Here is a 14617-nt window from a genome sequence, read left to right as displayed (position 1 = left end):
GTCAAATCTTGATTTTGTAATTAGCTTTTTCTATATTTAGTGTAAACTATTTAATATCAGAACTATGGCAGAATATATAGGTTATCTCGCATCAGTTTTTATAGTAGGAGGTTTTTTGCTCAAAGATCTCAGAACAATTCGGTTTATCAATCTTTTTGGCTGTATCTGTTTTGTAGTTTATGGCATCTTTTTAAAAGATTTCAGGGATATCAATCAATGGCTATTACCAGTCATTATTCCGAATGCCATTTTAGCCTTTGTGCAAATTTATCATCTTACTATAAGAAAATCATAAAATTAAAATTATGATATTTTGAACTAAAATTCTGGAACTCTTTTGAGAAGGGATTGTTGTAACTTTAAAGTAAATTAATAAACGATTATGACAAGAAAAGTTCTTAATCTGGTGCTTTTGTTTTTGCTTTTTGGGTGCGCTTCTTCTAAAAAAGCAAAATTTGACGACTATGTTTTTCATACCAAAAAAGAAAAACAAAATTATCTGAGTTCATACGATAAAGCCTTAAAACTTTGGGACGTTCCGTATACCGAAGAAAACGTTAAAACCAGCTTTGGAACAGCACATGTGATTATTGCAGGTCCAAAAAACGGAAAAGATCTGGTATTGCTGCACGGAATGGATGCCAGCTCAACCATGTGGTATCCGAACATTAAGGTTTTGGCAAAAAATCATCGAATATATGCGATTGATTTCATAATGGAACCCGGAAAATCTAATCTCACTGCCAAACCGCTCTCGAAAGAAGAAATTGTAATCTGGTACAATGAAATTTTCGCATATTACAAATTAAAGAAGTTTGACATTGTGGGGGCTTCCCGTGGTGGATGGATTACAATGTTATTGGCGGTTCAGAAAGAAAATTCAATTGATAAAATAGTGCTGTTAAGCCCGGCACAGACCTTTAAATTCATTGATAAAGTGGGTAAAACATCCTCTGCATTAATGCTGAAACTTTTTCCAAGTGAAAAGAAATTCGGAAAAACACTGGAAACTTTTTCAACTCATCCGGAAAAAATTAGTCCTGTTTACAAAAGACAATTCTATCTGGCTAATAAGTACGCAAAATCAAATTCAAGCATGTTGAAGATGATGCCTTTTTCTAATGATGAATTAAAATTTATAAAAAATCCGGTTTTAGTGCTTATTGGAGACAAAGATGTTATTAATTCTGAAGAGAGTCTGGAAAAAGCAAAAGAATTTCTACCAAACAGCAAGACTAAAATAATCAAAGATGCAGGTCATTTTTTGAGTATTGATCAGACAAAAATTGTGAATGATGCCATGATTGACTTTTTAGAATAAGAAGAACTTAACACTTAATAGCATTCAAACTTTGTATCTTTACAAACTAATCTTTTCATAGTTCGAAATGAATTTTCAGGTATCCTCAGAATATAGTCCAAAAGGAGATCAGCCTCAGGCAATCCAAAAACTCTCACAAGGTATTGTTGATGGCGAAAAATATCAAACTTTATTAGGTGTAACGGGGTCAGGTAAAACATTTACAATGGCCAACGTGATTCAGGAAGTACAGAAGCCTACTTTGGTTTTGGCACATAATAAAACTTTGGCTGCTCAGTTATACTCAGAATTCAAACAGTTTTTCCCTAACAATGCGGTAGAATATTTTGTATCCTATTATGACTATTATCAGCCGGAAGCTTTTATGCCGGTAACAGGGGTTTTTATTGAAAAAGATTTATCTATCAATGAAGAATTGGAAAAAATGCGTTTGAGCACAACTTCTTCATTGCTTTCCGGACGAAGGGATATTTTAGTAGTTGCTTCGGTTTCTTGTTTGTACGGTATTGGAAACCCTGTGGAATTTCAAAAAAACGTAATTGAAATCACAAGAGATCAGGTTATTTCCAGAACTAAATTATTGCACAGTCTGGTACAAAGTTTATATGCCAGAACAGAAGCAGATTTTAACCCCGGAACTTTCAGAATAAAAGGTGATATTGTAGAAGTATACCCAAGTTATGCCGATGATGCGTATCGAATTCATTTTTTTGGAGATGAAATCGAAGAAATTGAATCCTTTGATGTAAAAACTTCTCAGGTAATAGAAAAATTTAAAAGACTGACTATTTATCCTGCCAATATGTTTGTGACTTCACCGGAAGTATTACAGGGTGCCATTTGGGAAATTCAACAGGATTTGGTAAAACAAGTTGACTATTTTAAGGAAATAGGAAAACATCTTGAAGCCAAACGTCTGGAAGAAAGAACCAATTTTGATCTGGAAATGATTCGCGAATTGGGATATTGTTCCGGAATTGAGAATTATTCCCGCTACCTCGACGGAAGAGAAGCCGGAACAAGACCTTTCTGTTTACTGGATTATTTTCCAAGTGATTATTTAATGGTTATTGACGAGAGTCACGTAACAGTTTCGCAGGTACACGCCATGTATGGAGGAGACCGAAGCAGAAAAGAAAATCTGGTAGAATATGGTTTTCGTTTACCTGCAGCAATGGACAACCGCCCATTGAAATTTGAAGAATTCGAAGCCATGCAAAATCAGGTTGTTTATGTGTCTGCAACTCCCGCCGATTACGAATTGCAAAAATCAGATGGTATTTATGTAGAACAGATTATCCGTCCAACCGGATTATTAGATCCAACTATCGAAGTTCGTCCAAGTTTGAATCAGATTGATGATTTAATTGAAGAAATTCAGGTTCGTTGCGAATTAGATGAAAGGGTTCTGGTAACTACCCTGACCAAAAGAATGGCAGAGGAATTAGCTAAATATTTGACTAAAGTTAATATTCGTTGTCGTTATATTCATTCTGAAGTGGATACTTTGGAGCGTATCGAAATTATGCAGGATTTACGAAAAGGTCTTTTTGATGTGTTGATTGGAGTCAATTTGCTTCGTGAAGGACTGGATTTACCGGAAGTTTCACTGGTTGCAATCCTTGATGCCGATAAGGAAGGTTTTCTTCGTAATCACAGATCTTTAACCCAGACTATTGGTCGTGCAGCCAGAAATATAAACGGAAAAGCGATTATGTATGCTGATAAAATTACAGCGAGTATGCAGAAAACTATAGATGAAACCAATTATCGTAGAACCAAACAAATTAATTTTAATACAGCAAACGGTATAACACCACAGGCATTAAACAAAAAAATCGAAAGTGCTTTTACCAAAAATCCATTAGTTGAATATGAATTGGGGCATACTTTACCTGCTGCTGCCGAACCAGAGACAGCCTATTTATCGAAACCTGAATTAGAAAAATTAATTCGAGAAAAGCGTAAATCAATGGAAAAAGCAGCAAAAGAACTGGACTTTTTGCAGGCTGCCAAATTGCGTGACGATATTAAAAAATTACAGGATCAGCTTTCTTAGAATTCTTCAGTTTCTTTTAAAAAACTTAATTTTAAAGTCCTTAAAAATATTCATCTTTTAATTTTACAGATGCTTTCAAATTTTAAAAATCATATTTCGGCAAGATTTCCGTTTCTGGAAAATAAAAAACTGTTTCTTGCTGTTAGTGGGGGACTGGACAGTATGGTTTTGCTGCATTTATTTCAGCAATTAGAATATGAAATTGCGGTTTTGCATTGTAATTTTCAGCTTCGCGGATTAGAAAGTTTTGGCGATGAAGATTTTATTCGAAATTATTGCGAAGGAAATAATGTTTCCATTTTTACAACCCGGTTTGACACCGAAGCTTTTGCAAAAGACTACAAACTTTCTACCCAGATAGCAGCCCGTGAATTGCGATACAATTGGTTTTATGAACTATTAGAAATTCATAAATTCGATTATATTCTGACTGCTCATCATGCTGATGATAATCTGGAAACGTTTATTATTAATCTAAGCCGTGGGACGGGATTGGACGGCCTTGTTGGGATTCCCGAACAGAATGATAGAATTATCCGGCCGCTTTTGCCTTTTTCAAGGCAAGAAATCCTGAATTATGCCAAAGATAATAGTATTGAATGGCGCGAAGACAGCAGCAATTCTTCAAATAAATACCTGCGAAACAAGATTCGTCATGATTTGGTTCCTGTTTTAAAGGAAATCAATCCTAATTTCCTGAATGCTTTTCAAAAAACGCAATCTTATTTGCAGGAATCTAATGAAATGGCCGAAGATGCTTCAATCATGATTTACCAGCAGGTAGCAAAAGAAAAAGGTGAAGAGATACATTTTGATTTAAATCAGCTTAAAAAATTACCGAATTATCGATCGTATTTGTATCAATGGCTGAAGGAATTTGGATTTCTGGCATGGAATGATATTTATGATTTAGTAGACGGACAATCAGGAAAACAGGTGTTTTCAGCAGAGTTTCGATTGTTGAAAAACAGAGATACACTGATATTGAGTCCGATTGCTGAAACACCAGAAAAAGAGGAGTTTGAAATTAATGAAAACGATCAGGACGTTAATTTTCCCTTAAAGTTGAAGCTGTGTAACGTTAGTCACATAAGTTTAGATTCAAATAAAGTTATATTTGTGGATGCTGAAAAAATTCAGTACCCGCTGGTTTTGCGAAAATGGAAAGAAGGCGATTCGTTTCAGCCTTTTGGAATGAATGGAAAGAAGAAAAAAATAAGCAAGCTTTTTAAGGATGAGAAGTTGTCTCTGATAGAAAAAGAAAACAGTTGGTTATTATGTTCAGGCGATCAAATTGTTTGGATCGTTGGGATTAGGCAGGATGAGCGATTTAAAATAGAAAAGACCACAAATAACATACTTAAAATAGAACTGCAATAATGAACTTTAATCAATTCCATCAGGCTATAACGCCAAGAAGTTTCTGGAGTAAATCCATTTTATTTTTACTGTTTTTCTTTTTTGCTTTTGCAAAAAGTAATACTCAGGTTTTAGAACCCGTTAAATGGATTGCTAAAATTGAGAAAAAAGAAGGAAGCAATGCTGTCCTAATTTTTGATGCCGTAATTGAAAAAGACTGGCACATGTATTCGCAATTCACTCCCGAAGGAGGTCCTTTGGCATTGGAAATTTCTTTTAAAAACCAAAAAGGGAATTACGATTTAGTTGGTAAAGCTAAAGAAGGTAAAACTAAAACATCTTACAACGATATTTTTGAAGTAAATGAAACTTATTTTGAAGGAAAAGCTCATATTGAGCAGGAAATCAAGGTCATCAATCCAAACTTAAAAACAGTTGAGGTTGAGTTTGATTTTCAGACTTGTAAAGAAGTTTGTATCAATTCAAATAAAAAATTCTCAATAGCTGTTCCGTCAACGTTTAAAACGGAGGCTATTCCAGCTGTAACGGAATCTAAATTAGATGAAACTAAACGAGAAGGGTTGTCTATTGATACAGTAGAAAAAGTAGCAGATTCTAAAGTAATTAAGTTAGAAAAAATAGATAATGTAACGGCAAAAGTTATAGACGATTTACAAAAGCCCACTCCGGCAAGAAGTTTATGGTCTATCTTTTTTATTGCGTTTTTATCGGGTTTTGCGGCATTATTGACACCTTGTGTTTTTCCAATGATTCCAATGACTGTGAGTTTTTTTACAAAACAAAGTAAAAGCAGGGCAAAAGGTATTCGTAATGCCATTATCTACGGATTGTCAATTATTGCTATTTATGTGATTTTAGGATTAATAGTGACAAAAATATTTGGCGCTGATGCCTTGAATGCGCTGTCAACAGATGTTTGGTTTAACCTGATTTTCTTTGTGATACTGATTGTTTTTGCGACGTCATTTTTAGGGGCATTTGAAATTATGCTTCCGAATTCATGGGCAAACAAAGCAGATCAACAAGCAGACAGAGGCGGGATTATCGGAATATTATTTATGGCTTTGGCTTTGGCAATTGTATCTTTTTCATGTACAGGGCCAATTGTTGGAACTTTATTGGTTGAAGCAGCTTCAAATGGAGGAATTGCTCCAATTGTTGGAATGTTAGGATTTTCATCTGCATTGGCACTTCCGTTTATGTTATTTGCAATGTTTCCTGGGTGGTTAAACTCTTTGCCAAAATCAGGAGGATGGTTAAATACAGTAAAAGTGGTCTTAGGATTTTTAGAGTTGGCTTTGGCTTTTAAATTTTTATCAAATGCTGATTTGGTTTTGCAGTTGCATTTCTTAGAAAGAGAAGTTTTTATCGCCATTTGGATTGCTATTTTTGCAGCTCTGTCACTTTATTTATTTGGAAAAATTACATTACCGCACGATAGTCCGCTACAGCATATTTCAGTAGGAAGATTATATTTAGGATTGCTTACGCTTGTATTTACATTTTATTTAATTCCGGGACTTTGGGGTGCGCCATTAAAATTAATCAGTGCTTTTCCGCCTCCGCCAACATATAGCGAAAGTCCGTTTGGAGTAGGGGGATCAGGTAAGGGAAATGCTGCTTCAGAAAGCGGTTTGCCAAAAGGAGCCGAATTAGGTCCACACGGAATTGTAGTTTTCCATGATTATGAGGACGGTCTGGCATATGCAAAATCAATCAATAAGCCAATTATGCTTGATTTTACGGGATATGCCTGTGTGAATTGCAGAAAGATGGAAAATAATGTCTGGTCTGACGAAAGTGTATTGCCAATCTTAAAAAATGAAGTTGTAGTTATTTCGCTTTATGTTGATGATAAAAGAGAATTACCGGAAAGCGAGAAATTTAAAACTGCCGCTGGAGATGAAATTGAAACTTTTGGTGATAAATGGACCGATTTTATGATTTCGAAATATAAAACCAATACACAGCCTTTATACGTTATAACAGATTTAGAAGGAAATAATCTGAACAGATCAAAACCGACAATTAGTTATGTTCCAACTGAAGAATATTTACAATGGCTGAAAGAAGGAATTTCGAATTTTAAATAAAACATTTTTTGCCACAGATTAAAAGATACAAATGGATTTTTTATATGAATGATATTTGTAAAAGCTTTAATCTGTGGCTTATTTTTTTAATAAAAAATCGACACTTTGCTGTTGTTGATGCTATTTTTACTTTATTAAAGTGTTTAGGACGCTTCAGAATATATAGTCTTTTATATTATTCTATTTAGAATAGAATGTAATGTAATTAACTTTTTAGTATCAGCATTTACCCCAATTTATACATTCTTATTTATTTGTTTTTACATGAATAAATTTAATTGTTGTGCTGTTTAATAATCTCCAATCCTGGTTTCTTTAACTAATCTGATGTGTAAAATTGATCTTAAAATGATAGATTTTATATTGACAGCTGATTGAAAAATCATTTAGAGGAAATATTTACAGATTGACTATCTTGGAAAGTAAGAATTTAGTGTATGGCTTTAGATTGTAAAATAATAAGTATCTTTTAAGGTTGAAATTAATTCAAACAAAAATCCCTCTAAGCTAAAACTTAGAGGGATTTTCTATTTTGGTTTTGGTTGTTTTAATATCTTATAAGAATTCTCCGTGTTGAGAAATATCTAATCCTAATTCTTCTTTTTCTTCAGTAACTCTTAGAGGAGTAATTTTGTTAACGATGAAGAACAAAATATAAGAACTTACAAAAGCAAATATAGAAACGATTACCAAAGCTTTTAATTGAGTAAGGAATAGAGTAGCATCACCAAAGATTAAACCTTCGTTGTCACCCACAACTGAGTTTACACTTTTAGAAGCAAATACTCCTGTTAACAACATTCCTACCATTCCACCAACACCGTGGCATGCAAAAACGTCAAGAGCATCGTCAATTTTTCCTTTAGGGAATTTACTAACAACAATATTACTAATTACAGCAGCGATGATACCAATTGCTAATGCGTGAGGGATAGATACAAAACCAGCAGCAGGCGTAATAGCTACCAATCCTACAACAGCACCGATACAAGCACCCATAGCAGATAATTTGTGACCTAAGATTTTATCAAGGAATACCCAAGCCATTGCCGCAGAAGCAGCTGCAACAGTTGTAGTTCCTAAAGCCTGAGCAGCAAGGCTTCCAGCTCCAACTGCAGAACCTGCATTGAAACCAAACCATCCGAACCATAATAAACCTGTTCCTAATAATACATAAGTAATTCTTGCAGGATTTACTTTTTGAACTTTACGTTTTCCTAAGAAGATAGCTCCTGCTAATGCAGCCCAACCAGCACTCATGTGTACTACTGTTCCACCAGCGAAATCTAAAACTCCCCATTTGAAGAACATTCCATCAGGATGCCATGTCATATGACATAATGGAGCGTAAATTAATAATATGAATAAAACCATGAATAATAAGTAAGCCCAGAAACGTACACGTTCAGCAAAGGCTCCTGTTATTAATGCAGGCGTAATGATAGCAAATTTTGCCTGAAACAATGCAAAAAGGATAAAAGGGATTGTAGGAGCTAATTCCCATGCGGTATTGGCACTAACACCCTGGAAGAAAATATTTGAAGTAGGATCTCCTATGAATCCGCCTATTGATGGACCAAAACACAATCCAAATGCAATAACTACCCATAGAATAGTAACGATTACCATTGCCATAAAACTTTGCAGCATGGTACTAATTACGTTTTTCTTACCAACCATACCTCCGTAGAAGAAACCTAAACCTGGAGTCATTAATAATACAAAAGCAGTTGCAACAACCATCCATGCAGTATCTCCTGTGTCCATTTTCAATTCGACAACATGAGCACCTAATGTTTTGGATTCAGCAACAAATGAGATAGAGAAAATGGATAGTAACAAAATTGTGATGAGGATCACACTTAAAATAATTTTTCGCATAGTTATTTAGTTTTAAAAATTTTGATAAAAGTATAAAATCATTTAATACCCCCAATAAAAATAGTGTTCAATGTTTAATTTTTGTTAATTTTTCATTTTACACCCCCTTAGTTTTACACCTATTGGTTAAAAATGACTTAAAATTTGTAATTTATCAATCCGAATTATTGTGAAAATCTATTTTATTTTTGTTTTATAGGAAAAAACATGAAAATAATTTTGGTTTTAAAGCTGATTACGATATTATTTGTTGTGTTTTTTGAAAAACATTAAATAATTAATGAAAAAAGGCATCGAATGATGATTCCAATGATGCCTTTTTGTGAAAATGTTTTGCTATTTCTGACCGTATTTTTCTTTGTATTTTTTATTCAGTTTAGTCTGATGTGTTTCAAGACTTATAGCTCTTCCCTGGATAAAAGCATGCGTAAGCTGATTAGTTCTCATATCTAAGGCATCTCCTTCAGAAATAAATAAAGTGGCATCTTTTCCCGTTTCTAAAGAGCCACAGAATGTATCGATACCTAATAATTGTGCTGTATTTAAAGTTATTAATTGTAATGCTTTTTCTTTATCAAGTCCGTAAGCAGCACAGGTTCCTGCTAAAAATGGTAAATTGCGGGTATTCATGCGTTCGTTGTCTCCGCTATTTTCAAGTCCCACCAAAATTCCTTTGTCGGTTAGAATCTTAGCCATTTTAAAAGGAGCTCTTACATCCTGATCATCACTTGTTGGCATATCATGGACACGTCTTAAAAGAACTCCAATATTATTTTTTTGTAATAAATCAGCAGTTTTATAAGCTTCAAAGCCTCCTACAATAACGATTTTTTTTATTCCGTTGCTTTGCGCTAACTGGATTGCATCCGTAATTTGTTTTTCTTCATCAGCATGGATGAACAAGATTTGTGAGCCATCAAAAAGGCCTTTTGTGGATTCGAAAATCAGGTTCCTTTCTTTTGAAGCATCTCCTAAATAAGCTTTAGAATTAATTAAAAAAGTATTTATTTCGTTAACCTGTGCTGCATAATCTTTGTTTGGTTCAATTATTCCGGGTTCAAACCAGTTACCGGTTCTTCTAAACCCTGATGGGAAATTTAAATGGATTCCGTCATTTTCTTTTATCGTAGCATCTTCCCATGTCCAGGCATCCAGCTGGACAATTGAGGATGTTCCGGAAATTCTGCCTCCACGAGGAACTATTTGGGCTATTAAAATTCCGTTTGGACGAACAGTCTCCGTAACTTTTGAAGTTGAATTATAAGCGATAATACTTCTCACATTAGGATTAATATTTCCAATTTCCTCCTGATCGTCAGATGATTTTACAGCATCAATTTCAACAAGTCCTAAAGTAGAATTTGGAGCGATAAAACCAGGATAAACATGTTTTCCTGTAGCATCAATAGTACTGTCATAAGCATTATCTGCAAGTCTTATTGTTGAAGCATCAGCTACTAATGTGAGTTTACCTTCTTTAAAGCCTATGGCGCTTTTTTCGATTACTTTTCCGTTTCCTAAATGTGCCGTAGCATTTAATATCAGTATCGATTTTGTTTGTTTTGGCGCGGGAGTCTGCTGTGCTTTGATCTGTATTGTAGAACAGAAAGCCAACAGGACTATATATATGTTTTTAGCTATCATAATGTTGTCTTATTATTTGAAATCTCTTTAGTATTGTTCTAAAGTGTCACAATGATATTCTTTTTTCTCTTTTTTTGTTGGTTCCTGTGTGCTCATTCCTTTGTTTTTTTCCTGAAGCATTTGACCGATTAACTGATTTCTTTCTTTTGTGATGGCTTCCTGTTTTTCAAGCTCTTTTTCTATGTCAAAATAAACAACGCCTTCAATAATTGTTTTTTCTGCTTTAGCATAAACGGATAAAGGATTGTCGTTCCAAAGTACTACATCTGCATCTTTACCAATTTTAATACTTCCAACTTTATCATCAATGTGTAATAGTTTGGCAGGGTTAAGGGTTACAAATTTCCAGGCTTCTTCTTCTGAAATGTTGCCGTACTTTACAGCTTTTGCAGCTTCCTGATTTAACCTTCGGGACATTTCTGCGTCATCTGAGTTATAGGCAACAACTAATCCTTCATTATGCATGATAGGCCCATTGAAAGGAATGGCATCATTTACTTCAAATTTATATGCCCACCAGTCTGAAAAGGTTGAAGCTCCAACGCCATGCTCTTTCATCTTGTCTGCAACTTTATATCCTTCCAGGATATGTGTAAAAGTGTTCACATTAAAATTGAATTTATCTGCAACTCTCATTAGCATCAATATTTCTGATTCAACATAAGAGTGACAGGTAATGAAGCGTTTTTTGTTTAGGATTTCGGCCAGTGTTTGTAATTCAAGGTCAATTCTTGGCGCTTTTTCTTTTTTAGGATTAGCATTGAATTTTTTCCAGTTTTCATCATATTCTTTGGCACGCTGAAAATAGTCTGTAAAAACCTGTTCGACTCCCATTCTGGTCTGAGGATAACGGGTTGGGTTAATAAGTCCCCAATTGGACTGCTTTACATTTTCTCCCAAAGCAAATTTGATAAATTTAGGCTGATTTTTATACAGCATTTCGTCAGGAGAAAGCCCCCATTTCCATTTTACGATAGCGGAGCGCCCACCGATTGGGTTTGCAGAACCATGTAATAATTGCGAAATAGTCACACCTCCCGCTAAGTCTCTGTATATGTTGATATCTTCTGAGTTGACTACATCTTCAATGGTGACTTCGGCAGTTGAATTATGCCCCATTTCATTTACCCCTTTTGAGATGGCGATATGCGAATGTTCATCAATAATTCCACTGGTAAGATGTTTTCCTTTAGCATCAATAATTGTTGCAGATGCATCTGAAAGATTTTTACCAATAGACACGATTTTTCCGTTTTTTATCAAAACATCAGTTTCTGTTAAAATTCCGTCTTTTTCATTGGTCCAAACCGTTGTATTTTTAAAGAGTAAAGTTTGTGCTGTTAACTTTTTTGAATTTCCAAAAGCAATATTAGGAAAAGTCGTAGATATGATTGGATTTGGTTTTTCTGGTTTTACAGTATCTTTTATAGCTACAAATGGAGATGTTTTTACAGCTGTCCAGTTTACCTGAGTTCCATTGTATAATTCACCTTTTCCTGAAAGATTATTAGCATTTTCTACAAATCCGGTTAAACGGGTAAAATTAGATTTTATAGTATCATTGGATTTTATCAAAAGTGAAATCCAGTTTTTAGAAACAGAAAAAGTGTTTTTTACTTTTTTATCACCCACAGTAGTTATTTCGGATTTTGGAGCTTCTGCTGTTCCGTCGATTTTCCATTTTAAGGTTTCATTTCCAATGGTCAGATTGTAATTGCCACGAATGTCTTTTGCATTGATATCGTTTATAACGTATTTATTTCCCTGAACCCAGTTCTCGTATAAAATTGTTTTTTCGTCAAATATTTCACCCGAGGTAATTATAAAATTGGCAAAACTTCCGGTTTTCAAGCTTCCGATTTCGTTGCTTTTTCCTAAAATTGCAGCAGGAACAGTAGTCAGTGCTTCCAGAGCTTTTGTTTTATCAAAACCATATTTTATTGATTTTAAAAGATTAATTCTAAAATCTTCTGTTTTTTTTAATTTGTCAGTTGTCAGGGCAAAAGCGACTCCGTTATCAGAAAGTACTTTAGGATTGGTAGGGGCCTGATTCCAGAAACGCATATCAGCGAGTTCTATCTGATTGGATAAATACGGATTAGAAACATCATAAGCTTCAGGAAAACTGATTGGAATAATGAATTTTGAATTGGTGTTTTTAATTTCTTCAATTCTTTCAAACTCATTTCCGCTTCCTTTCAGAATGTAATTTAGACCAAATTCTTTAGCTATTTTAGAAGCTCTAAGACTATTTAGTTTATCTTCTGAAGCGAAAATTTGGATTAGTTTTTCATTTGCAGCCAAAGCTTCTAATGATAAATCTTTCGTATCTGAATTTCCTTTTTTATACCAATCCAAATCAAAATACATTTGACGAAGCAGTGCCATCGACCCCATTAAAGAACTCGGGTACGCCTGATTTGTTAAGGCACTTCTGCTGAAAGAAAAATGATTAGTTATTTTGTTCGAAATAATTTGATTTTTACCATCTGTATTATTCAAAGCAACCAAAAGTCCTGTCCCTTGTGCAACTCCGTCATGAATATGGGTTCCTACAACTCCAAAACCTGCTTTTAAAAATTCCTCAGCTTTTGGCTGATCATATTTGAATGTCTCATATCCGTTTAATTCAGTTAATATGCTTTCATTCCAATAACGGCCAGTTTTTTTTGTGTCATAAATATTATCTTCTCTTCCCGGTGTTAAGTTGCGTTTAGGCTTTTCAATTCCAAAACTGGTATAAATGTCAATAAAAGAGGGATAGATTGTTTTGCCTTCAAGGCTAATAACAATTGCATTTTTTGGAATTGAGATATTGTTACCAACATTAATAACTTTACCATTCTGTACAATTAAAGTTCCCTTTTCAATTTTTTGTTTTGGTGTGATGTAGATCACAGCGTTTGTGAAAACCGTATAATTGTTGTTTTTGTTATGTATACTTTCGTTAACCGGAAAGTAATCCTGAGCTTGTATTTTTGTTATAAAAAAGCTTAGGAAGAGTAGTAATATTGTTTTTTTCATATGTGTGTATGGATTTTGTTATAAAAATATAAAATATATGTAATCCTACAAGTTTTAATTTTTCCTATTTTATCCATAAAATCTTATCTTTAGTTTCGAATAACTTTTGGGCTCTTTATAAATAAGCCTGTTTATATAGATGGAAATATGAATAAAATAAAATGGGGAATAATTGGTTTGGGTAACATTGCTCATCAGTTTGCGACTGATTTAGAATTGATAAATGAAGCCGAGTTGGCTGCTGTAGCTTCCAGAGATATCGAAAAGGCAAGTGAATTTGCAGCAAAGTACAATTGCAGTAAATTTTATGGTTCTTATAATGTGCTTTTTGAAGATGAAGAAATTGATATTGTTTATATAGCAACGCCACACAATTCACATGCTGAATTATCCATCAAAGCGATGCAGAATGGTAAACATGTTTTATGTGAAAAACCTGTTGCACTGTCATATGAAGATGCTGTTCGTATGACGGAAGCTTCCAAAAAGTATAATAAATTTTTCATGGAAGCATTCTGGACACGCTTCATTCCGTCAATTAAGGAAGTATTATCAAAAGTAAAAAATGGTGAAATAGGAGATGTAAAGTATCTTAATGCCGATTTTGCTTTTTATGTAAATGAACTGGAAGGAAATCGAATGACAGATAAAAAATTAGGAGGCGGAGCGCTTTTTGATATTGGAGTTTATCCGTTGTTTCTTTCCTATCTAATGCTTGGTGTTCCAATGGAGATTATGGCAAAATCTATTTATCATGAAACCGGAGTTGATTTGCAGACTAGTATGATGCTGCAATATCAGTCGGCACAGGCAATTTTGCATGTGAGTTTTGTTTCTGATTCAGATATGAAAGCTACGATTAGCGGTTCTCTGGGAAGAATGGAAATTAATTCTCCGTGGTTTATGGCAGATGGTTATTCGATTATAAAAAATGAAGAGAAGGAAAAATTCAATATTCCTAATATTGGAAAAGGTTATGCGCATGAAGCAATCGAATGCCATGAATGTATCAGAAATAATCAAATTGAGAGTAAACTTTGGTCTCATCAAAATAGCTTAGAATTAAGTAGTATGGTCGAAAATGTAAAAATTCAGATTGAATTAGAATTTGATTAAAATTTTTTAATCAGAAAAAATAATTCTTAATTGTAATACTTTTTTTATTAAAATATTTATTTATTTTGTCAGCGTTAAAAAAAATATTTACAAATAAGA

The 14617-nt window shown here is 34.0% G+C and carries 9 protein-coding genes; 6 read left to right on the top strand and 3 right to left on the bottom strand.

Annotated features, from left to right (window positions below):
* The first annotated feature begins 64 nt into the window (after positions 1-64).
* The 5 genes from GWR14_RS14080 (at position 65) to GWR14_RS14060 (ending at position 6853) form a co-directional block, all read left to right on the top strand.
* On the top strand, positions 65-295 hold the full coding sequence (locus GWR14_RS14080; protein ID WP_163409719.1) for a uroporphyrinogen decarboxylase: 231 nt from the start codon (positions 65-67) through the stop codon (positions 293-295).
* A gap of 87 nt (positions 296-382) precedes the next feature.
* Positions 383-1321: an alpha/beta fold hydrolase gene (locus GWR14_RS14075; RefSeq protein ID WP_163409718.1), complete on the top strand. Its 939-nt coding sequence runs from the start codon at positions 383-385 to the stop codon at positions 1319-1321.
* A gap of 67 nt (positions 1322-1388) precedes the next feature.
* Positions 1389-3380 carry an excinuclease ABC subunit UvrB gene (gene uvrB, locus GWR14_RS14070; RefSeq protein ID WP_163409717.1) on the top strand — a complete coding sequence of 664 codons (1992 nt, stop codon included), beginning with the start codon at positions 1389-1391 and terminating at the stop codon, positions 3378-3380.
* 69 nt (positions 3381-3449) lie between these two features.
* On the top strand, positions 3450-4760 hold the full coding sequence (gene tilS / locus GWR14_RS14065; RefSeq protein ID WP_163409716.1) for a tRNA lysidine(34) synthetase TilS: 1311 nt from the start codon (positions 3450-3452) through the stop codon (positions 4758-4760).
* Positions 4760-6853 carry a protein-disulfide reductase DsbD family protein gene (locus GWR14_RS14060; protein ID WP_163409715.1) on the top strand — a complete coding sequence of 698 codons (2094 nt, stop codon included), beginning with the start codon at positions 4760-4762 and terminating at the stop codon, positions 6851-6853. Before tilS ends, GWR14_RS14060 begins: the two co-directional genes overlap by 1 nt.
* 555 nt (positions 6854-7408) lie before the next feature.
* On the opposite strand, the gene GWR14_RS14055 is transcribed toward GWR14_RS14060, so the two are convergent.
* The 3 genes from GWR14_RS14055 to GWR14_RS14045 all read right to left on the bottom strand — a co-directional run bounded on the left by GWR14_RS14055 (position 7409) and on the right by GWR14_RS14045 (position 13402).
* Complete coding sequence (locus GWR14_RS14055; protein WP_163409714.1) at positions 7409-8734, bottom strand: ammonium transporter; 1326 nt, start codon at positions 8732-8734, stop codon at positions 7409-7411.
* 336 nt (positions 8735-9070) lie between these two features.
* A complete protein-coding gene (locus GWR14_RS14050) occupies positions 9071-10378 on the bottom strand; it encodes an amidohydrolase family protein (RefSeq protein ID WP_163409713.1) in 1308 nt (435 codons plus the stop codon).
* Between the two features lie 27 nt (positions 10379-10405).
* Positions 10406-13402, bottom strand: coding sequence for an amidohydrolase family protein (locus GWR14_RS14045; RefSeq protein ID WP_163409712.1), 2997 nt, complete (start codon positions 13400-13402; stop codon positions 10406-10408).
* Between the two features lie 147 nt (positions 13403-13549).
* Here GWR14_RS14045 and GWR14_RS14040 point away from each other — a divergent pair, with 147 nt between their 5' ends.
* Complete coding sequence (locus GWR14_RS14040; protein WP_163409711.1) at positions 13550-14518, top strand: Gfo/Idh/MocA family protein; 969 nt, start codon at positions 13550-13552, stop codon at positions 14516-14518.
* The last annotated feature ends 99 nt before the right edge of the window (positions 14519-14617 follow it).

The organism is Flavobacterium ajazii (assembly GCF_010614725.1).
Classification (GTDB): Bacteria; Bacteroidota; Bacteroidia; order Flavobacteriales; family Flavobacteriaceae; genus Flavobacterium; species Flavobacterium ajazii.
This window is presented reverse-complemented; position numbering and strand designations above follow the sequence as displayed.